At 62.4% G+C, this 19,308-nt stretch carries 22 protein-coding genes; 10 read left to right on the top strand and 12 right to left on the bottom strand.

The window, feature by feature from the left end; translation table 11 throughout:
* Positions 1–85: 85 nt before the first annotated feature.
* A complete protein-coding gene (locus tag NKH73_RS17025; protein ID WP_352933626.1) occupies positions 86–514 on the bottom strand; it encodes a YybH family protein in 429 nt (142 codons plus the stop codon).
* A gap of 221 nt (positions 515–735) precedes the next feature.
* A complete protein-coding gene (locus NKH73_RS17030; protein WP_352933629.1) occupies positions 736–2,553 on the bottom strand; it encodes an OmpA family protein in 1,818 nt (605 codons plus the stop codon).
* Positions 2,554–3,004: 451 nt separating this feature from the next.
* Here NKH73_RS17030 and NKH73_RS17035 point away from each other — a divergent pair, with 451 nt between their 5' ends.
* Complete coding sequence (locus tag NKH73_RS17035; protein WP_352933632.1) at positions 3,005–3,400, top strand: acyl-CoA thioesterase; 396 nt, start codon at positions 3,005–3,007, stop codon at positions 3,398–3,400.
* Positions 3,401–3,886: 486 nt separating this feature from the next.
* Here NKH73_RS17035 and NKH73_RS17040 read toward each other — a convergent pair whose 3' ends face one another.
* Positions 3,887–4,255, bottom strand: a complete 369-nt coding sequence (locus NKH73_RS17040) for a winged helix-turn-helix transcriptional regulator (RefSeq protein WP_352933635.1) — start codon at positions 4,253–4,255, stop codon at positions 3,887–3,889.
* A 91-nt stretch (positions 4,256–4,346) separates the two neighbouring features.
* Between NKH73_RS17040 and NKH73_RS17045 the strand changes: the two genes are divergently transcribed.
* The gene (locus NKH73_RS17045) at positions 4,347–4,952 is read left to right on the top strand and encodes an NADPH-dependent FMN reductase (RefSeq protein ID WP_352933638.1); all 606 of its coding nucleotides are present in this window, start codon (positions 4,347–4,349) and stop codon (positions 4,950–4,952) included.
* Between the two features lie 48 nt (positions 4,953–5,000).
* Here NKH73_RS17045 and NKH73_RS17050 read toward each other — a convergent pair whose 3' ends face one another.
* Positions 5,001–5,417 (bottom strand): winged helix-turn-helix transcriptional regulator, encoded by a 417-nt coding sequence (locus NKH73_RS17050; protein WP_352933641.1) that lies wholly within the window; start codon positions 5,415–5,417, stop codon positions 5,001–5,003.
* Between the two features lie 97 nt (positions 5,418–5,514).
* Here NKH73_RS17050 and NKH73_RS17055 point away from each other — a divergent pair, with 97 nt between their 5' ends.
* Positions 5,515–6,495: a quinone oxidoreductase family protein gene (locus tag NKH73_RS17055; RefSeq protein WP_352933644.1), complete on the top strand. Its 981-nt coding sequence runs from the start codon at positions 5,515–5,517 to the stop codon at positions 6,493–6,495.
* Positions 6,496–7,595: 1,100 nt separating this feature from the next.
* Here NKH73_RS17055 and NKH73_RS17060 read toward each other — a convergent pair.
* On the bottom strand, positions 7,596–8,624 hold the full coding sequence (locus tag NKH73_RS17060; protein WP_352933647.1) for a hypothetical protein: 1,029 nt from the start codon (positions 8,622–8,624) through the stop codon (positions 7,596–7,598).
* A gap of 270 nt (positions 8,625–8,894) precedes the next feature.
* Here NKH73_RS17060 and NKH73_RS17065 point away from each other — a divergent pair, with 270 nt between their 5' ends.
* Positions 8,895–9,677 (top strand): class I SAM-dependent methyltransferase, encoded by a 783-nt coding sequence (locus tag NKH73_RS17065; protein WP_352933825.1) that lies wholly within the window; start codon positions 8,895–8,897, stop codon positions 9,675–9,677.
* 100 nt (positions 9,678–9,777) lie between these two features.
* On the opposite strand, the gene NKH73_RS17070 is transcribed toward NKH73_RS17065, so the two are convergent.
* Positions 9,778–10,692 carry a LysR family transcriptional regulator gene (locus tag NKH73_RS17070; RefSeq protein WP_352933650.1) on the bottom strand — a complete coding sequence of 305 codons (915 nt, stop codon included), beginning with the start codon at positions 10,690–10,692 and terminating at the stop codon, positions 9,778–9,780.
* A gap of 100 nt (positions 10,693–10,792) precedes the next feature.
* On the opposite strand from NKH73_RS17070, the gene NKH73_RS17075 reads away from it, so the two are divergent.
* Positions 10,793–11,116, top strand: a complete 324-nt coding sequence (locus NKH73_RS17075) for a nuclear transport factor 2 family protein (RefSeq protein ID WP_352933653.1) — start codon at positions 10,793–10,795, stop codon at positions 11,114–11,116.
* Complete coding sequence (locus NKH73_RS17080; protein ID WP_352933656.1) at positions 11,113–11,892, top strand: SDR family oxidoreductase; 780 nt, start codon at positions 11,113–11,115, stop codon at positions 11,890–11,892. Before NKH73_RS17075 ends, NKH73_RS17080 begins: the two co-directional genes overlap by 4 nt.
* A 23-nt stretch (positions 11,893–11,915) precedes the next feature.
* Here NKH73_RS17080 and NKH73_RS17085 read toward each other — a convergent pair whose 3' ends face one another.
* On the bottom strand, positions 11,916–12,386 hold the full coding sequence (locus tag NKH73_RS17085) for a MarR family winged helix-turn-helix transcriptional regulator (protein WP_352933659.1): 471 nt from the start codon (positions 12,384–12,386) through the stop codon (positions 11,916–11,918).
* A gap of 144 nt (positions 12,387–12,530) precedes the next feature.
* On the opposite strand from NKH73_RS17085, the gene NKH73_RS17090 reads away from it, so the two are divergent.
* Positions 12,531–13,325 (top strand): alpha/beta fold hydrolase, encoded by a 795-nt coding sequence (locus NKH73_RS17090; protein ID WP_352933662.1) that lies wholly within the window; start codon positions 12,531–12,533, stop codon positions 13,323–13,325.
* 342 nt (positions 13,326–13,667) lie between these two features.
* On the opposite strand, the gene NKH73_RS17095 is transcribed toward NKH73_RS17090, so the two are convergent.
* Positions 13,668–14,978: a hemolysin family protein gene (locus tag NKH73_RS17095; RefSeq protein ID WP_352933665.1), complete on the bottom strand. Its 1,311-nt coding sequence runs from the start codon at positions 14,976–14,978 to the stop codon at positions 13,668–13,670.
* Positions 14,979–15,055: 77 nt separating this feature from the next.
* Here NKH73_RS17095 and NKH73_RS17100 point away from each other — a divergent pair, with 77 nt between their 5' ends.
* On the top strand, positions 15,056–15,313 hold the full coding sequence (locus NKH73_RS17100; protein WP_352933668.1) for a hypothetical protein: 258 nt from the start codon (positions 15,056–15,058) through the stop codon (positions 15,311–15,313).
* A gap of 25 nt (positions 15,314–15,338) precedes the next feature.
* On the opposite strand, the gene NKH73_RS17105 is transcribed toward NKH73_RS17100, so the two are convergent.
* Entirely contained in the window at positions 15,339–16,046 is a 708-nt protein-coding gene (locus NKH73_RS17105) for an LssY C-terminal domain-containing protein (protein WP_352933670.1), read from the bottom strand.
* Between the two features lie 53 nt (positions 16,047–16,099).
* Between NKH73_RS17105 and NKH73_RS17110 the strand changes: the two genes are divergently transcribed.
* Together NKH73_RS17110 and NKH73_RS17115 are read left to right on the top strand one after the other, a co-directional pair.
* Entirely contained in the window at positions 16,100–16,558 is a 459-nt protein-coding gene (locus tag NKH73_RS17110) for a gamma-glutamylcyclotransferase (RefSeq protein WP_352933673.1), read from the top strand.
* Complete coding sequence (locus NKH73_RS17115) at positions 16,558–16,875, top strand: gamma-glutamylcyclotransferase (protein ID WP_352933676.1); 318 nt, start codon at positions 16,558–16,560, stop codon at positions 16,873–16,875. Before NKH73_RS17110 ends, NKH73_RS17115 begins: the two co-directional genes overlap by 1 nt.
* Before the next feature lies 1 nt (position 16,876).
* Here NKH73_RS17115 and NKH73_RS17120 read toward each other — a convergent pair whose 3' ends face one another.
* From NKH73_RS17120 to NKH73_RS17130, 3 genes are all read right to left on the bottom strand, one after another.
* A complete protein-coding gene (locus tag NKH73_RS17120) occupies positions 16,877–17,677 on the bottom strand; it encodes an extensin-like domain-containing protein (RefSeq protein ID WP_352933679.1) in 801 nt (266 codons plus the stop codon).
* A gap of 119 nt (positions 17,678–17,796) precedes the next feature.
* Positions 17,797–18,762 carry an extensin-like domain-containing protein gene (locus NKH73_RS17125; protein ID WP_352933682.1) on the bottom strand — a complete coding sequence of 322 codons (966 nt, stop codon included), beginning with the start codon at positions 18,760–18,762 and terminating at the stop codon, positions 17,797–17,799.
* Between the two features lie 75 nt (positions 18,763–18,837).
* On the bottom strand, positions 18,838–19,263 hold the full coding sequence (locus tag NKH73_RS17130) for a DUF3775 domain-containing protein (protein WP_352933685.1): 426 nt from the start codon (positions 19,261–19,263) through the stop codon (positions 18,838–18,840).
* Between the last annotated feature and the right edge of the window lie 45 nt (positions 19,264–19,308).

Consider the following 19,308-nt stretch of genomic DNA (forward strand, 5'->3'; position numbering starts at 1 on the left):
CTTCACGATGAAACCACAGGTCTGCATGATGGACGCGGGCCTCTGGCGTCGTCAAAATCCCCTCTCGAATGTCGTTCCAGCGACGCTATGGGGTCAAGTCCAAGACTGCTGTCCTGCTCCGCATGTCGACGGGGAGGGAAACGTGCTCGTGCGTGATCGTCCATCTGTCTCCAGATCGACGAAATGCATTGCTCACGCGAACCCAGTAGCCGACATTCGCGCCTGTTTTCAGGGTGCCATGCGCTCGGATAAGCATCCATGCGGCGGCAACCGCGTCGCCGGCAGCGACATCCAGTTGGCCAAGCTCCTGGCCGATCGGACCAGACCAGCGGGGAAACCAGTCTAAGAACCGCTCGCGGAGCGCGTTGGATCCCATATACCGAAGTGGCGGTACAAGGTCGAAATAGACTATGTCGTTGGAGTAAAGGGACATAAGCCACTCGATGTCTTTGCCGCCCATGGCGGCAGATCGGCTCTCCAGCAGTTCCCTAATCGCGGCTTCAACGCCTGGCATCGTCTCCTCCAATCTCATCATTTCGCCCGCTCGCCGGGCATGAGGCTGTCCTCCCAAATTGCCATGGCATTACCGTGACAGTGCACTAACTGCGAGCGCGAGCGCAGCGGGTTGCGAGCAATTAGTGCGCTGTCACCGTAATTACGCGGGGGTATATGAGCGGGCTTGCAATGGTGAGGCTGGCGCTTCCTTCCCGGCAGGCTCAAAACAAGAGTGGGGGCCTATTCGGAGCTCGCCACGGGTGCGACCAGCGGCGTGATGCGGCGGATCGAGACGCGCCGGTTTTCGCGTTCGGGCTCCTGGGTTTCAACCTTCAGGTACTGCTCGCCATATCCCTGCGTTTCCATGTTCTCGGGCGCGATGTCGAAGACGTTGGTCAGCGCGGCCGCCACCGCCTCGGCCCGTTGGTCCGACAGCGCCAGGTTCGCCACCTCCGCCCCGACCGCATCGGTGTGGCCCTCGATCAGGAAGGTCTCGCCCGGGTTCTCCTTGAGCAGGCGCTGCATCGCCTCGGCGACGCCTTCGAGCTTGCCGATCTCGCTCTCCGGGATCTGGGTCGAGCCGAACTCGAAATTGATGATGTCGAGATCGATGCGCCTGACCTTGTCGCGGATGCGCGCCGAACGCCGGACCTCGTCAAGCGAGTAGGTGCGTTCCACCTGCTCGACCGGCGGCTGGTCGAGGAACGTATAGTAGTCCTCGGGGTCCTCAACCCATTCCGCGTCCAGTATGTAGTCGCGAGCCGGAATGTCGAGGTCTAGCGGCGGCAGATCGAGGCCGGGATCGCGCCATTCCAGCACCTCGTCGTAGTAGTCGTCTTCGACATAGACGAGGACGATCTCACGATCGTCGGGCAGGATTTTCACGCGACGGACGACATCTCCCCAGCGGTTGCGGATCGTGACGATCCGCGTCCCGTCGGAACGGACCACAACCTCGCGCTGCCGGCTGCGCGGCAGTTCCTCGTAGTAGACCTCGCGCGCGTCGATGATGAAGCGCTCCTCGCGAGGCCGCTCGATGAAATAGGTGTTGTTGGTCTGGAAGATGAAGCGGTTGTTGACCTCGCGCACGAGTTTCGCGCCCTCCGGCACCTCGGGACGCTCCCTGCGCGGGCGTTCGATGCGGCGGCCTTCCTCGGAGATGACGGAGCCGAATTGCACTGGATATGTCGAGGCTCGCGCCTGCGCCGCGGCGTCGCTTTTGGGTAGCCGCTCGGCCCTGGCCCGAGCGGGCTGGTCCGACTCGGTGCCGCCCGGCTTGCGCCTCACCGGCTTTTCCTTGGCGCTGTCGAAGAGCCTGGCGGCGTTTTCGGGACGGCGCATCGCCGCTTCGCGCTCCTTGCGCCGCTTCAGGCGTTCCTCGGTGATCGCGGGCTCGGATTCGGCGGCACGCTGTCTGGCGGCCTCGCGCTCCTTGCGCCGCTTCTGGCGTCCCTCGGTGATCGCAGGCGCGTCGGGTTCGGCGGCACGCTGTCTGGCGGCTTCGCGCACCTTGCGCCGCTTCTGGCGTTCCTCGGTGATCGCAGGCTCGGGTTCGACGGCACGCCGTTTGACAGCTTCGCGCACCTTGCGCCGCTTCTGGCGTTCCTCGGTGATCGCAGGCTCGGGTTCGGCGGCACGCCGTTTGACGGCTTCGCGCACCTTGCGCCGCTTCTGGCGCTCCTCGGCGATCGCGGGCTCGGGTTCGGCGGCACGCCGTTTGACAGCTTCGCGCACCTTGCGCCGCTTCTGGCGCTCCTCGGCGATCGCGGGCTCGGGTTTGGCGGTACGCCGTTTAACGGCTTCGCGCTCCCGCGCCGCAGGCCGCTCGGCCCGCTCGCGCTGCGCCGGCCTTTCTGCCCGGGGAGTCGGTTGCTCGTCGCGTCTGGCCTCCTTTCGTTTCTTCCTGCGCAGCTGCTTTTCCTCTTCGGGCGACTGGGCTTGGGCCAGAATAAGAGGGGCGGCGTGCGGCTGGGCGTCGCGCGAAAATGCGGGAAGCGGAGCAGGTGTCAACATGAGGCCGACCGCGGCACCCACAAGAATCCGAAAATGACGTTTCATCTGGGCAACGATCCCGTCGAGCAGTCCCTTGCGCATCCTCAACCTTGAAACAGGTAAGATTGTTCCCAATCGGTCGATTCCCGGGCGCTTCGAGGCGTTTTTCCGTCGAGAATATGGCCAGGGCGCGGCGCTTAACCGGCCGAAGCCGGGAAGGCCCCGAGAAGCGCGACGCTTTTGATGAGTTTTCACGGGACCGCTGTCGATGATCAGACCGATCTTCAAGAACGAAAAACAACTTTGGACCTCTGCGTACGGCATCGCGAGCGACAAGGTCGCCTCGATGTTGGTCCGGAAATGGCGCTACCTGCTCGTTCCGATCGATGAGTCAAAGGGCAATAGTCCACCCCATAGCCGAATTTCAAACCGCGACGCTGCCGGCTGGCGGCGCGTTGACGCATCATCGCCGGCCCGATACGGGATCGAGACAATCGATCTCGAAGGGATTTGGCGCATGGTGCACTACGCTGACGGCCGGCCAATCGGCGATCTGACGCTCAGGACACTGGCCATGCCCTCGGACGCAAACGCGGCGGGCGATATCTTCGGCGGTTGGGTGATGGCGCAGATGGACCTTGCCTGCGGCATCCGCGCCGCCGAGCGCGCCAAGGGCCGCGTGGTGACGGCGGCCGTCAAGGAAATGTCATTCGCCAAGGCGATGAAGATCGGCGACACGCTGTGCATCTACACGCATGTCGAACGCGTCGGCCGCACCTCGATGACGCTCAAGGTCGAGGCCTGGGCACAGCGCTACCTCTCCGATCTGATGGAGAAGGTCACTCATGCCGATTTCGTCATGGTGGCGCTGGATGGCGAAGGCAGGCCGAAGGCGGTTCCGCCGGAAAGCTGATCAGCCCGATTTCGGAAGCCCGAATTTTGGTTGGCCGCCCCTGCCGCGCTGGGGGATGCGGGCAATCATCGCGCGTCGTCTTTGCCTGTAAGTGCCTGCGGCGCGACCGAAGGAGCCTTGGAGGAAAGACAATGCGTCAACACATCCTGAACGCTGCTTTGGCGAGCGCTTTTGGCAGCGCTGCTCGGCCTGCAGTCGAGAACCGCGTTTGCTGAAGTCGAGCAAGGTGATTCAGGTGCCAGTTCCACGTCGCGGACCGCACCATCGACGGGCAGGCAGTCAAGTGCGAAATCTGCACGGCGACGAAGTGGGACACCAGCGGCACGATGGTGAGCAATTGCCGCAAAGGAGACGACCTGGATAATCGGCGGTAGAAGCGGCCATCCCGATCGGAAATGGACCGGATCGAGATGTCCAGCATGCAGCTACGGCAGTAGGGTTTGTCCGGGAGAGGGGACCATGCAAAACCCTTTCAGATCAATGGCTTCAAGCATGCATACGGTCGAATTTTTCGCGTGCCACCTTCACTCGTTCGGTGTTCTTGCGCGCCCACTCGCCGAGCGCACCGACCGGCACCAGAAGCTCGTAGCCCAGATCGGTCAGCTCATAGTCGACGCGTGGCGGAATGGTCGGGAACACGGTCCGGGTGACGAAGCCGTCGCGCTCCAGCCCGCGCAAGGTGGTGGTCAGCATCTTCTGCGAAATGCCGCCGACGGCGCTACGCAATTCGTTGAAGCGCAGCGGCCCTTCGCCAAGCTTTCCGACGACAAGCACCGTCCATTTGTCGCCGACGCGCTGCAGGATCTCCGACACGGCGCGGCAGTCTTCGGAGCGGTGCGGGTGCCTAGGTAACAAAAAAGTGCCTCCTTGCGCGTCAAGCTGTCAGTATAACATATAGCTTAGGTATCCAAACGATACCACTATTTCCTGCAAGGAGAGCCTCTCTATGTCAAAACCGAAAATCGCCATCATCATCGGCTCAACCCGTGCCGCGCGCTTCGCCGACGTGCCCACTCAATGGATTGCCAAGATCGCCAAGTCGCATGCCGACATCGATGTCGAAGTCGTCGACCTACGCGACTTCCCGCTGCCGTTCTTCGACGAGGTCGCATCCTCCGCCTGGGCGCCATCGCAGAACGAAGTGGCGCAGCGCTGGCAAAAGAAGGTTGCCGAGTTCGACGGCTTCATCTTCACCGCCGCCGAATACAATCACGGCCCGACGGGCGTGCTGAAGAACGCCATCGATTACGCCGCCAATGAATGGAACAAGAAGCCCGCCGGCTTCGTCGGCTATGGCAGCGTCGGTGGCTCGCGCGCCGTAGAGCAACTCCGTCTCTATGCCGTCGAGTTGCAGATGGCGCCGGTCAAGTCCGCAGTCCATATCGCCTGGGGCGATTTCCTTGCCGTCCGCCAAGGTGAGAAGAAGCTCGAAGAAATCGAGCACCTGAACCAGGCAGCCACCGCGCTGGTCAACGACGTCGCATGGTGGGCCAAGGTGCTGAAGGCGGCGCGTCAGGCCGACGCCGTCGCCGAGGAAGTCAGAGCCGCCTGACGACGGTTTCTTCCCAAGGATCTGGGGCGGCGCTTACGTCGCCCCTTTTTAGTTTCTGAAGGCGGTGACGGGCCGCTCCACCTGCCGAGGCCTGATGATGCAATCGGCAAGGCGGTCCAGTTCATTCAGCTCATCCGCGTGGTGCTGGCCCCACTCACAGAGCGCCAGAAGGATAGGCTCGAGGCTGAGGCCGAGGCGCGTCGCCGAATATTCGACGCGTGAAGGAATTTCGGCAAAGATCTCGCGGCGGACCAGGCCGTGTTCTTCCATTTCGCGAAGCTGCTGGATCAGCACCTTCTGCGTGATGTCAGGCACCAACGTCTTTAGCGACGACAGCCGGCGGGGGCCGTCGAAGAGATGGTAGAGAATAACAGCCTTCCATCGGCCCGAGATCACTTTCAAAGCGCGTTCCGCCGGCAGCATGGGCAGTCTTTTGGTTGGCAGTCTTTTGGTCAGCTTGGCCATGGTCACCTCCTGGTCAGCAGCGGACAAATGAGTGTGTAGTCGCGATCAGGCAGATAGTGGCAAACAGCAGTCGATGCCATAGCGATGGGTGCGTGCCATGAGAGCCATTCAACTGAACCGTTTCGGCGGTCCCGACGTTCTTGATGTCGTCGAGATGCCGAAGCCTGAGCCACAGGCCGGCGAGGTGCTTATCCGCGTTCATGCGGCCGGCGTGAATTTCTTCGAAGTGCTGATGCGCGCGGATCGCTATGCGGTGACGCCGGACTTGCCGATGGTTCTCGGCGTCGAGGCCGCCGGCACAGTGGAGGCGCTTGGGCAAGAGGTGGACGAACGACTGCTGGGCAACCGTGTGGCGGCGCCGTTATTTGCCTCAAAGCGCCCGCTCGGCGGATATGCCGAGTATGTGACGATCGACGCAAAGCTGGCCGTGCCTCTGCCAGGTACACTCTCGTTCGAAGCCGCGACGGCCTTGATGGTGCAAGGGCTGACGGCTTTTTATCTGCTGCGGCAAAGCTCGCCCGCCGGCAAGTCGGTGCTGGTGACTGCAGCTGCAGGCGGCGTCGGGTCCTTGCTTGTCCAGCTCGCCAAACGCCACGGCGCCAGCGCGGTGATCGCGGCCGCCGGCAGCAGGCCCAAGCTCGATCTTGCCCTGTCGCTTGGAGCCGATGCCGCGGTCGACTACAGCACGCCGGATTGGCCGACGCGCGTCCGTGAAGCGGCAGGCGGCGCCGGCGTCGATATAGTCTACGACATTGTCGGCGGCTCGATGACAGCGGCATCGCTGCGGGCGCTCGCGCCTGGCGGAGAGCTGGTCTTTGCGGCGCTGGGCAGATACGCGATCGATGCCTCGGAGATGGAAGCGGTGATCACCCGCAACCAGTCCTTGCGAGGTTTCGCGCTGCTTCCGCTGCTCTCTGCCGATGGCCTCAGGGCCAGCCTGTCAGAGCTTTTCCACCTGGCCGCCAGCGGCCAGCTTGCCGTAACGCAAGGCGGCCGCTATCCGCTCGACCAGGCGGCCGAAGCGCATCGCTCGCTGGAGGAGCGCCGCTCGACGGGCAAGGTCGTGCTGGTGCCTTGAGTATCTGCGGCCAGTACGCGGACGCGTGCTGGCCGGGCTGGCAAACCCACGCTCGCGGGCACGGGTTGACTTCCGACCCAGCTCAAGCGACTTCGGCAGCGCCCGTGCGTCCCACTTACAGGTACAGGCCTGGAGCTACTTTATTGCAGTGACCCTGCCTGCCGTATTGAGGCGACAGCCGACTTGCGCCCGCCGAACTTCGATGCCGCCTTGTCTTGCGTAGTCTATTCGCACCTCGATCGGCGCCGTGAGTGCGCCTCGGCGTTGACGCAAGGCGCCGGCGCTTACCGCGTGCACACCGACGGCGCCAAGCGGCGTCGCAGCGGATATGATCGCCGCGCGGCAGGCTCGCACGACCTGAGCTGGCGTACCCGGTTTCGATTTCAGGGGTCCCAGAGACCCAAAGGGATAGCCCCTGGTGGAGCCACCCTCACCGGCTTTGGAAGGCCTAAGCACGGATGGCAGGGCGATCGATTGCCTGTTGGTCTTGGCAGAGGCAGTGGCGGCCGTGATTGCGGCCGGACTACCGGGAGCGGTAGCCGATCCGTTTTCGGCGGACGGATGGTCGCCCACTGTCGAAGGGCTGCCGCTGGCACTAACGCCTGCGCCGACGGACACATTACCTGCGCCGACCGAAGCTCCAACGTTTGCTCCACTCGCACCGCCGACGCTCGTGCCGACCCCCACAGATGCGCCTTGCGAACCTGCACTCACTCCAGCACCGACCCCGAGACCGCCGACGCTCGTGCCAACCCCTACAGATGCGCCTTGTGAACCGGCGCTCACGCCAGCATTGACCCCAAGACCGCCGACGCTCGTGCCGACCCCCACAGATGCGCCTTGTGAACCGGTGTTCACGCCAGCACCGAGCCCGAGACCGCCGACGCTCGTGCCAACCCCCACAGATGCGCCTTTCGAACCGACGCTCACGCCACCACCGACCCCGAGACCGCCGGCCTTACCGCCTAAACCTGCGTCAAGCGCCGAGGCAGGCCCGATTGCGATCCCGATCGTCAGCGCGGCTGCGACGTACTTTTTCATTGTCATACTCCCTGCGGCATCCATTTCACGCGCTAGTCTTCACTGGCGTAGGTCGAGCTTTACATTGGTCGCGTCGGGAGCAATGCGGCGGGAAGAGCGATGGTTGCCGGCAGAACAGGATGGCGTGACTTTTGGACCTTCACTTTCTGTTTTTTCGGCAAGCCCGGTTTACGGGCTGGTTGGACGCCCGAACGCGATAGCGTACTTGCAAGTGGGGTACGTGATTTCGGCGCGCGCGCCACCACAGTGCGACGCTTCTCCTTGACGATGTCGATGGCCTCACGCGCGGCACTGAGGCTGCGACCTAGACCGATGCCCCTTTGACGCTCTTTCTCCAGCGCCGCACTCAACGCTGCCGAGATCTGCTTTGAAGCGTCGCGTTCCTTTCGAACAATATCGAGGTCGCGTACGGCTGCATCTGCTCGTTCGCGTTCCAGTTCGAGTGCTTCTCCAGCTTGCTTTAGAGCGGTCTCGGCCACCACTCGGTCTTTTATGGCGTTGGTCTTCTCGACCGCGGCCAGGTTTGCGCCTGTCTTAAGAGCGTCGATAGTTTGGCGAGCCATGGTGAGTTCTTGTTCCAAGAGTTCAACCTTGTGCCTTTCCTCATCAAGCGTTCGCTTCGCAGCCACTTGAGAGGCTTCAATAGACGCGTGCGCTCCGGCAGCCTTCTCGCGGTCCCAGAGAACGGCTTCGGCCCTAAAGCGTTCGATAACGCGCTGCGCGCTCTCCAGCGCTTCGTCTATTTGCTGCTGCTCTTTCAGGGTTTGTGCCTGCTTAGCCAGTTCCGCTCGTGCCGCGGCCAATTCGCGGCGTAAGGCTTCCTCGGATCCGAGCGCGCCGAGTTGCGCCTTGCCCAATTCTTGCGAAACCGCGACCGGCGAGCTGTCGTTAGCAGCGGCGATCTCTGACGCTTCTGGCGCCACCTGACTGTTTGCCGGAGACGCCAACAGCAGAATGAGGAATAGCGGAACGAGGTACGGAATGACGGCCCTGCCACGTGTGGCGTGAAGGAAAATCAAAGGCGGTGGTTTAATGAAGGTGAAGTCACAGCGGCGACATCTTGACCTGGTGCTCTGCACATGACCCATCACTGAAACTCACTGACCGCGGCTCACCGCTATTGTATTCTCCACTTACTGCACGCCGCGGCACTGGATGACGCGCCACCTCAAGGTTATCTCCGATTTCCTGTTTTTCGTCATTCGAACGAACGAAATTTTGTTCATTTACTCGTGGAGTTGTTACCCCTAGGGGTTGGCTGAAATTTTCGAAAGGCTGCCTGCTCAATGCCGCAGGCCATATTGCCGCGCGCTTCGGCGCTGAGCTAGGTTGGCCATCCGCCAAGACAGGTACAGATGATGGCCTTCAATCGCGCTGATTTCTACGACGCGGAGTTGCGAAAGCACAACGAACACTTTCGTGCTGCCGTCAACGCCGGACCACAGGACCGCGTGCTCGATATCGGCTGTGGTGCAGGGCAAACCACATGTGACGCTGCTCGCATGGCCGTCAAGGGAAGCGTGATCGGTATCGACGTATCGGCAGAGATGCTCGAGGTCGCTCGCGAGCGTAGCTCAGAGCAAGCGTTACGGAACGTCAGGTTTGAACAGGGCGACGCTCAGGTCCAGGCGTTCCCCGCTGATCATTTCGACCTCTGCATAAGCCGATTTGGGGTGATGTTCTTTGCCGATCCGGCCGCTGCGTTCGTCAACATTGCGCGGGCGATGCGGCCGGGCGGGCGCTTGGTGTGGATGGTGTGGCAGAGCCGGGAGCGCAACGAATGGGCCACCGCCATTCCGAGCGCGCTGGCTCCGGACTCAGTCGCTCCTGTGAGCGCCAATGGCGCGTTCTCGCTCAGCGATCCCGCTGCCGCCATCAGCGTCCTGACCGCGGCCGGCTTTGCGTTCATTGACTTTGCCGAGGTGCATGAGCCGGTCTTCTATGGTCCGGATGTCGATGCGGCGTATGACGCTGTCGTCGGCTTCGGGTTTGCGCAGAAAGCACTGGCGGGCGTCGGTGCGGCGGCGGCTGACAAAGCGTCGCAGAGGCTATGCGCCTTGCTGGACGCGCACTTGACTGCCGACGGTGTGTTTTTCGACTCGCGTGCGTGGATCATCACCGCTCAGCGGGCGAGCGAGTAGTCACGAGCGGTCCCTGCCATGTCCGAACGGAGCGGGCAGCGGCGGCGTTGGTTGGCCGAATAGCCTGAATCACCGCTTCCGGCGCAAAGCGGAACGGCGCTTATAGAGCCGTGTTTCGGCCTTTTGAGCCGAGTTCCCGTGCTAGCTCAACGAATGCTCTGTGCGCCGCGGATGGATTCCGTCGTCCCGGGTAATAGATGCAGAGTTCGTCGGTAGGCGGCATCCATTCCTTCAGGACGCTGATCAACCGCCCTGCCTCAATATCCTCGCGCACGTCACGTTCCATTACGTAGCCCAGCGCCACGCCTTCGAGCACTGTGCCGCGGGACAGGCTTGCCTCATCCAAAGTCATCGGTCCGTTCACATCGATCAAGAGCGGTTCACCATCCTTCTCGAAGCGCCAGCGAAAGAGCGCGCCATTCGGCAGCCGGATACGGATACACCTGTGTTGAAGGAGGTCGGTCGGCGTGGAAGGCGTGCCATGGCTTTTGAAATAGTCGGGCGAGCCTATGACCACATTTCTCTGCGGCCGACCCAGCGAGATCGCAATCATGTCACTCGGCACGAGGGTGGCGCGACGCACGCCCAGGTCGAAGCCCTCCGCGACGATGTCCAGGAGCCGTCCCTCGGTCACCAGATCGATATGGACCTGCGGGTAACGCCTGATGAACTCCAGAAGCAGAGGTGAAAGGATTTCTCGCGCGGCAGTGGCATAGGAATTGATGCGGAGTGTTCCCGTGGGGTTTGCCTGCTTTGAGCGCGCTGCATCCATGGCGCCGTGGATGTCCTGCAACGCAGGACCGACGGTCTCGACGAACAGGCGACCGGCATCCGACAGAGATACGCTGCGGGTGGTTCGGTTGAACAAGCGAACGCCAAGGTGGGCCTCCAGCTTGCCGACGGCATTGCTAAGGGCAGTCGTCGACATTCCCAGGTCAAGCGCCGCGCCGCGGAAAGAGGATCTGCGAGCAACGGCTACGACAGCTTCCAGATCGTGAAGGCCAGGCCTCGCCATTATCCCACTTTCCGCAATTCGACATCCATATTTATCCCAATTATCCGAACATCGGAATACCCCTACTTGTGGGGCGAACAACCCCAAGAGGAGATGAGAGATGCAACTGCCGCAGGCGATCCAGGCTTATTTCGACGCGGATCGGAAGAACAACTGCGAGGCTCTGCTGGCCTGCTTCGCGCCCGGGGCCGCTGTTCATGACGAGGGCCGCTCCCACTCCGGGCACTATGCCATCGGCAATTGGTGGGAATACTCGAAAGCCAGGTATCGGCACGTCGCCGATCCGGTCGAAGCCCTCACTGACGAGCATGGGACGAAGGTGGTCGCCAAAGTCACCGGCGAGTTTCCCGGCAGCCCTGCAAATCTCACCTACGTCTTCCGTCTGATGGGCGACAAGATCGCAGCCCTGGAGATCGGTGCATGAGCGACTTCCTGAATCTATCAGGCAAGCGCGCCCTGATCACTTCCGGCACAAAGGGGGCCGGTGCCGCAACCGTCGACCTGTTCCGCAAACTCGGCGCGCGTGTGCTGACGACGGCCCGCTCGTTCCCCGCGAACTCTTCGGCGGACCTTTTCGTGGCTGCCGATCTTTCCACCAGCGAAGGCTGCTTCACGGTGGCCGAAGCCGTCAGGGGTCAGTTGGGTGGCGTCGATATTATCGTTCACATGCTCGGCGGGTCTTCCTCGCCGGCAGGTGGCTTCTCGGCGCTGGGCGACAGTGATTGGCACAAGGAACTCGATCTCAACCTGTTTCCCGCCGTGCGGCTCGATCGAGAACTGATACCGGGAATAATCGCGCAGGGAAGCGGCGTGGTGATCCACGTCTCTTCCATCCAGAGGCTGCTTCCCCTGCCAGAAGCCACGACCGCATACGCCGCGGCGAAGGCGGCGTTGTCGACCTACAGCAAAAGCCTCTCCAAGGAGGTGTCGCCGAAAGGCGTGCGTGTCGTTCGCGTGTCTCCGGGCTGGATAGAAACCGAGGCTTCCGTCAAACTCGCCCGACGTCTCGCGGATGAGGCAGGCACCGACGTTGAAGGGGGCAAGAAGATCATAATGGACTCCCTCGGTGGTATCCCCCTCGGTCGCCCCTCAAGCCCGGCCGAGATCGCCAATCTCGTTGCCTTTCTGTCTTCCGATCGTGCCTCTTCCATCACGGGTGCGGAGTACGTAATTGACGGAGGAACCGTGCCTACAGTGTAAAAAAGCCTCCCGTGCTTGCCGGCTCAGGCCGTGCTCCCCCAGACGCCCGTATGTTCATAGATCGCGTCACGTAGCTCCCTGACGTCACGGTTGATCTGGTTGAGATGCGCTGGGCTTTGCCCTGAGGAGGCAAGCAGAGCGTCAGCAAGGCAGCCCGCACGAGATCTGAGTTCGCGTCCCTTATCAGCTAGCGCAACCACTACCTGCCTCTCGTTCGCGGGGTTCCGTGTCCGGCGCAGAAGTCCTGCCGCTTCGAGCCGTTTGAGCAACGGCGTCAGAGTGCTCGACTCCAGCGCGAGCCTTTCGGCGATGCCGCCAACGGTCAGCTTGTCCTCGCGCCAGAGGACATTGAGTACGAGGTATTGGGGATAGGTCAGGCCCAAATCGTCCAGCAGTGGCTTGTACACTCTCTGGATGGCCATGCCGGCAGAGTAGATCGCGTAACAGAGCTGATCGTCGAGCGGCAATGGGTTGTTGAGTTTTTTCGCCGGCATGGGTGGCTCCTCCTTGGACCCGATATAGCCTACCTGATCCCAAAAAAGAATATCGCGATAAAAATTATGCTGGACATATCGCGGCCGGAACCGTAAAGAAAGATATCGCGATAATTATTATCGGATAAGTAAAAGGAGATTAGCATGACTTCCAGGACGACCAACCTTCTGGCCGCAACTGCCGCCGTCGCAGGAATTGCCGCAGCCACGGCCACTCACTCTGCCGAGAGAATTCCCGACAACCAGACCGTCCAGAACGTGGTGCTGGTGCACGGCGCGTTCGCTGATGGATCGGGTTGGCGCGGCGTCTATGACGAACTGACCGCTCGCGGCTATCGTGTGTCGATCGTCCAGAACCCGCTCACCTCGCTTGCGGACGACGTTGCCGCAACCAGACGCATTCTTGACCGTCAGGATGGACCTGCGGTCCTTGTGGGGCATTCCTGGGGCGGCACGGTGATAACGGAAGCAGGTACCCATTCAAACGTGACAGGCCTGGTTTACGTATCGGCGTTGTCGCCAGATGCCGGAGAGACGACTGCGCAGCAGTACGAGGGTTACCAGACCCCGCCTGAATTTGTCATCGAAACTGCCGCGGACGGCTTCGGCTTCGTTTCTCCCGACAGGTTCAAGATTGGCTTCGCCAACGACACGACGGACGCGGATGCCGCTTTCATGCGGGACTCTCAGGTGCCGATAAACATGTCCGCCTTCGCAACCAAGCTCGAGCATGCCGCCTGGCGAAGCAAGCCGAGCTGGGCAGTGATTGCAACCGACGACAAGGCCTTCGATCAGCGTATGTTGCAAGCGATGGCAAAGCGCATCGGGGCGACAATCACGGAGGTCGCGGCAAGCCATGCGGTCTTTATGACTCAGCCAAAGGTCGTCGCTGACGTGATCGACGAAGCTGCCCGCAAGGGATCTGTCGAAGCGCGATAATTCGGCCACCCGCCGTGTGCGGACATTTCGAGCTTTTAAGGTGTCAAAACGAAAATACGGCCGCCGGGTGGATCATCCGGCGGTTTTTGTTTCGAGAGTGTTTCTTTCTAACGTCCGCAGACCACTGCCGGTTGTCTCCTTGAGGCGGAACCGGCAGAGGACTGCGCCGGCACTTCTTCGCCGGGACCAAGGCGATCGCGGAATGTCCGGTTTCAGGCTAATTCGGATATCGCCGAAACGACCGACTTTGAGGCGCGAAGCTGCCATATGCCGGTGACGGTATAGCGACCCGCCACGGGCCAAGAGCTGACATTCGTACCGGTGTATAAATCGTGTTGTCTGTCACCGCACGATTTCGCGATGGCCGCCGGGCAAGCGCGTGGCGATGAGCTTGTCGATACGGCGGCCGTCGAGATCGACGACCTCGAAGCGCCAGCCCTGCGCATCGACGCATTCGCCGGTCGCCGGCAGATGGTGCATGTGCGACAGGACGTAACCGGCGACTGTCTCGTAGTCGCGATTCTCCGGCAAGTCGATGCCGAGAATGTCCGCCATCTCGTCGGCCTGCATATAGCCGGCGAGCAGCCATGAGCCGTCCTCGCGCTTGACGGCGTTTTCCTCGTCGCCGGCGTCGAGATCCGCCCGGAAGACGCCGGTGATGGCTTCCAGTATATCGGCCGGCGTGACGATGCCTTCGAAATGGCCGTATTCGTCATGGACCAGCGCCATCGGCACGTCGGATTCCTTGAGTGTCGAAAGGACATCCAGCGCGTCGGCCTGGTCGTGGACGATGGGAGCGGCGCGCACGTGCCGGCGCGGGTCGAGCGCGCGACCGCCAAGCATCGCGGCCAGCACGTCGCGGGTTTGGACGACGCCGATCATGGCGTCGACGCTGCCATCGCCGGCCGGCAGGCGCGAATGCTGGGTCTCCATCAGGAGCTTGCGGGTCGCCGCGTCGTCGGCCTGCAGGTTGATCCAGTCGACCTCGGTGCGCGGCGTCATCACCGCGCGGACAGCGCGGTCGCCGAGCCGCATGACGCCGGCGATCATGCGCCGTTCGTCCGATTCGATGGTGCCGTGATGTTCTGCCTCGGCGACCAGCATCTTGATCTCCTCGTCGGTGACCTTCTCCTCGCTTTCACCGCGCTGGCCGAGCAGCCACAGCATGGCGCGGCCGGAGATGTCGAGCAGGAACACCAGCGGTGCCGAGACGGCGGCAAGGATGGTCATCGCCGGAGCAACCCTGGCGGCGACGCGTTCCGGATCGCGCAGCGCGATCTGCTTGGGCACCAATTCGCCGATGATCAGCGAAAAATAGGTAATGAGGGCGACGACGATGCCGACGCCGATCGGATCGGCAAGGCTTTCGCGGATGCCGGTCGATGCCAGGAACACGGACAGCCGCTCACCGAGCGTGGCGCCGGAAAAGGCGCCTGATAAAACACCGACCAGGGTGATGCCGATCTGCACAGATGACAGGAATTTGCCTGGATTGGAGCCGAGCGCCAAAGCGCGTCCGGCACCGGTGACGTTGCGGTCGATCATCGCCTTGAGGCGGGCAGGCCGTGACGAGACAATGGCAAGCTCGGACATTGCCAGAAGGCCGTTCACGCAGATGAGGACGACCACGATAGCGATTTCAGCGTAAAGCATGAGGGGTCAATAGCATTGCGGCGAGGGTTTCGAAAATAGATAGACGTCATTTTTCATCGCGTCGGAGGCACACGCAGATGGTGCAGCTTTCCCTCAAAGGCGCGCGGAACGGGGAGGAGGTGTTCCGGCCGCTGGAGGTCCCCGCCTCATACCGTTCCGGCTGGCCGGAGGATGTGGAGCCGGGGAACGTCGCCCGCGTTTATGCGAGGATGGCTAGGGATGTGCGCGAGGGTACCCGCTCGGCGCCGAGCTTCGAGGATGCGGTCGCAGTGCATCGGATCATCGCCGCGATCGAGAGAGCAGCCGAAAGCGGAAGCCGCACCGCGCTGGCGTGATCGGGCCAAGGATCGCCAGCGACGCCTATGGCAGTTGCCTGAGCACGCCTACCACCGCCTTTCCGTCGGTGAAATAGAGGTCGCCACCGCCATTGCGCCCGGCCTTTGTCGCACCGATACCTGGTATCTCGCTGGTCGAGGTCAGCATGCCTGCGGCAGACAGGTCGCGGATCAGGAAATCGCGCTCGGCATCGATGTCGGGACCGATATGGTGTGTGATCGCGCCGGTGTCGTGGCTGAGCCCAACGCCGCGATCGAAGCTTGCCGAACCCAGCCAGAGCGGCCGGCCATCGTCTCCGGTCGAGTCGGTCTGCCAGAAGCGGACGTGGTGACGACGGTCGGCACTATCGCCGACCGGCTTCTCGAAGGCCAGGTCCTGGCCACGGCCTTCGAACAGCAACCGGCTGACCGGCGCGTCGGGATAGGGCCGATCGAACAGCACGCTTTCGCCGATCTCGATCGCGGTCTTCAGCGTGATGGCGTCGGCCGTATCCCATCCGGCGACGGCGAAGGCGTGGACCAGCTCTTTTTTGGTGCCGACGAGGCCGACATTGATCGGATCGCCCGCAATGCCTTGCGGCGTGCGCGTCACCATCTCGAAGCGCTGCGAGCGGAAGTTGCGGTCCCGCAAGGTCCAGAATTCCGGCGCGGCGAAATAGGCGAGCACGAGATAGCCGGCGCAGAACGCCACCAGCCAGGTCGTTGCCCGTCGTCGAAGGCTTCGTCGGCTCATGATTGCCGCCCAATGGTGGCGAGTATCTCTCTCGCGATAGCCCCCGGAAATCAATGGCTATCGATGTACCGTCAATCTATCTTCGGTCGTCATTGGGGACACTGGGCAAAATGAGCCGGAAGCCGATAACCCGCAAGTCAATGGCCTTGACTGCCGAACTTATCGCTCGGGTCGAGCGGATCGAGCCGGACCCAGGCCCTGAACCCGGTACCAGCGAGCATACAGACGCGGAGTTCGATGATCTGGTCGAACGTCTGCTTTCCGAATACCGGCCCGAAACGCTGTGGGTTTTTGCCTACGGCTCGCTGATCTGGAATCCCGAATTCACTCACATCGAACAGCGCCCGGCCAGAGCGCCGGGGTGGCACCGCTCATTCTGCCTGAAGCTGACCCGCTGGCGTGGAACCCGTGAATTGCCGGCGCTGATGCTGGTTTTTGATCGGGGAGGCAGTTGCAATGTATCGTCTACCGGCTGCCAGCGGAAGACCATTTCGGACAGCTCGGCCAGTTGATGCGGCGCGAAATCAATGCGAACCCACCAACCAACGTGCCATGCTGGATTACGGTCCGCACCCAGGATGGGCCGCTGCATGCCTTGGCCTTTGTCGCCGCGCCGGACGGCAGGGCTTATGCCGGACGCTTGCCGCTTGATGAGGTAGCGCAGACGCTGGCGCGCGCCGCCGGGCATTGGGGCTCATCGGCGCAGTATCTGTTTCGGACCGTCAGCAAGCTCGAAGAAAGCGGCATCAGGGACAGGAATCTGTGGCGCATCCAGGATTTGGTAGCACAGCAAATCGCCGCTTCCACAGGCGCCACCCTGCGCGTCTGATCTAGCGGCAGGCGCGGTAGCCGTTCTTGCGGTTCTTGATGTCGAAATGGAAATGGTTGCGGTGGTCGTAATTGTAGCCGGGGCCGAGCACGGTGGTGAAATACTGACAGCCGTCGGCGCGCACCGTGTTGAGGAAGCCGCGCGTGCGGAAGGCGAACAGGCCGGGCTTGCGCACGTCGATGTCGTTGCCATTGCTGAGCTCGATGCTCATGATGTCGAGGGCGTTGCCTTTGCCGTGCTCCGACAGCACGCCTTCGCCGGCGATCCTGCGGCAGGAATAGCTCGAGCCCTGGCGAATGGTTTTGACGCCGGAGAAATAACGCCAGCGGGCGGACGGGACCAGTTCATTCCTGGTCCAGCCGGCGAAGGTGGCGGCCATATCGCAGGTCAGCGTCGCGGCCGGCTTCATCTGGATGCTGCCGATAGCCGAGACCTTGACCGGATAGTCGATGCCGCACTGGCCTTCCCGGATCGGCGCAAGGTCGGTGTAGACGGCGCCGAGGCGTTTCAACTCCTTGCGGCAGTCGATCTCGCTGGCCGGCATCTGTTCGGGCGGCGCCATCGGCTCGTCCATCCGCGGATAGGCGGCGGTCATGTATGGGTTGGATGGAACGAGGCTCTGCATGCCTGCGTATTTCGGAACGGCTGATGTCTGGCTGCCGACATCGACCGCCGGTTCCAGCGAAAGCACGCTGCCTGTAGTGCAGGCCGAGATCGCTGCGATGGCAAGCGCGCCGGCAACCATGCGCGCGCGTCTGGTTTGCCGCACGGCGACAAACGCTGCGCGAAATATCCCGGCCATTGGCAGGTTCCCTGTCCCTAGATGAGACAGAGCTTAGCCGCCAAGAGTAAAGGAAAAATCAGCGGCCGCGTTTACCGCTGCGGCCAAATTGCGGCGCTGCATGTCGGTTCGGCATCATGTCACTGGCAGAAGGTGCCGCCGTTGCGGCGCGGTGCAAGATCGAGATGGAGATGCAGCGAATGATCCGCATCGCTGCCCGGGCCGAGCACTGTCTTGAACGGTCCGCAGGCTGCCTTGCGCACCGCGTTCAGGAATTTCGCGTCCTTTTCCGGCGGCACAGGGCCGACATCGATCCTTCTTCCGTTGGACAAGGTGAAGCTGGCGATGTCGAGCGCGTTGCCGAAGGCGTGCTCCGACAGTTTCCCGCCGCCATTGCGGTGTCGGCAGACAAAGGCGGATGCCTGGCCGATCGACTTTAGCTCGGCGCCGAATTCGGCCTTGGCCGCCGGCTGGATGATATCGGCGGCGAACCGCGCGGCGGCCTCGGCCATCCCGCAGTTCAGCTCGGTTTCGGGGCTGATATCCAAAGACTTACCCAGCGTCTTCAGCGCGATCGGATAGGGGATCGAGCAGCCGAGCGCCGCATCGTGCTCGGCCTTGCGGTCCTCGAAGTCGACGCCCATCGACTTCAGCCGCCCGCGGCAGGCAAGTTCTTCCTCCGGCATTTTTTCCTGCGGCACAGAGGCCGAGCGCGGGTCGGGAGGGATTTCTTTTTCCTGCGCTTGCGCCGGCTTCTCCGGCGGTTTCGGGACGGTGGGCGGCGGTTCCGCCTCGGCGGGCTTTTCGCCCGGCGTTGGAGCGATTGCCGGCGGCTCCGGCCGGGCTTCCTTATGCCGGTCCGATTTCTGCTGGTTCAGTTTGTCGGTCGCGGGCTGATCAGGCTTTGGCGCATCCGCAGGGCGCGGCTCGGGAACCGGCACGTCGGCAGGTGGGGCTTGCTGGGCCGATTGTGATTGATTGAGCTCCGGGACAGGCACGGTTTCAGGCAATTCCGGAGCTTGGGCCAGCGCCGCTCCTGCGAACAGTATCGCCGCTGCCAAAGGCAGCGCCAATCTGATCAATCCGGGAAGGGGGAACGCCGCCATTCGATCTTAACGGCGGGCGAATGCGGAAGTTGCCCTGAATGAGGGGTTGGCCGATCACGATAGGTGACCGCGGTGTTACGCACCGATCGCTTCCAGTCCTTCCTCCAGCCAGTCAGCCAGCAGCGGCATGCCGAGCAGATATTTCGCCGTGCGCTTGTTGGCGCGCTCGCGCGCGGCCGCCAGCGCGTCGGCCCATTCCGAGGCGTCATAATCGCCGCGGCCGACCCAGGCCAGTGCTACGAGCTCGGCCGCCTCGTCGACATTGAGGTCGTTGATCAGTTCGCGCAGTTCCTCTTCGGTGAGATCTTCGGAACTTTCCTCCGCCAGACCGTCATGATGGTGGTTGTCATGCGCTTCGCCATCCAGTTCTACCTCGTGCTCGGCGCCATCGGCATAGTCTTCGTTGACGGCGGCGCTCAGCGCCTTCGCCTTGAGGATGAACAGGCGCACCGTGTCGGGACCGATCGAAAGTTCCCATTCCTTTTCAAGGCGCCGCTGCACTGGCCGTCTCCGGATACTCCGTTTGCCGTCTTCCGGATGATAGCG

The sequence above is a fragment of the Mesorhizobium sp. M0938 genome (assembly GCF_040319125.1).
Taxonomy (GTDB): Bacteria; Pseudomonadota; Alphaproteobacteria; order Rhizobiales; family Rhizobiaceae; genus Mesorhizobium; species Mesorhizobium robiniae.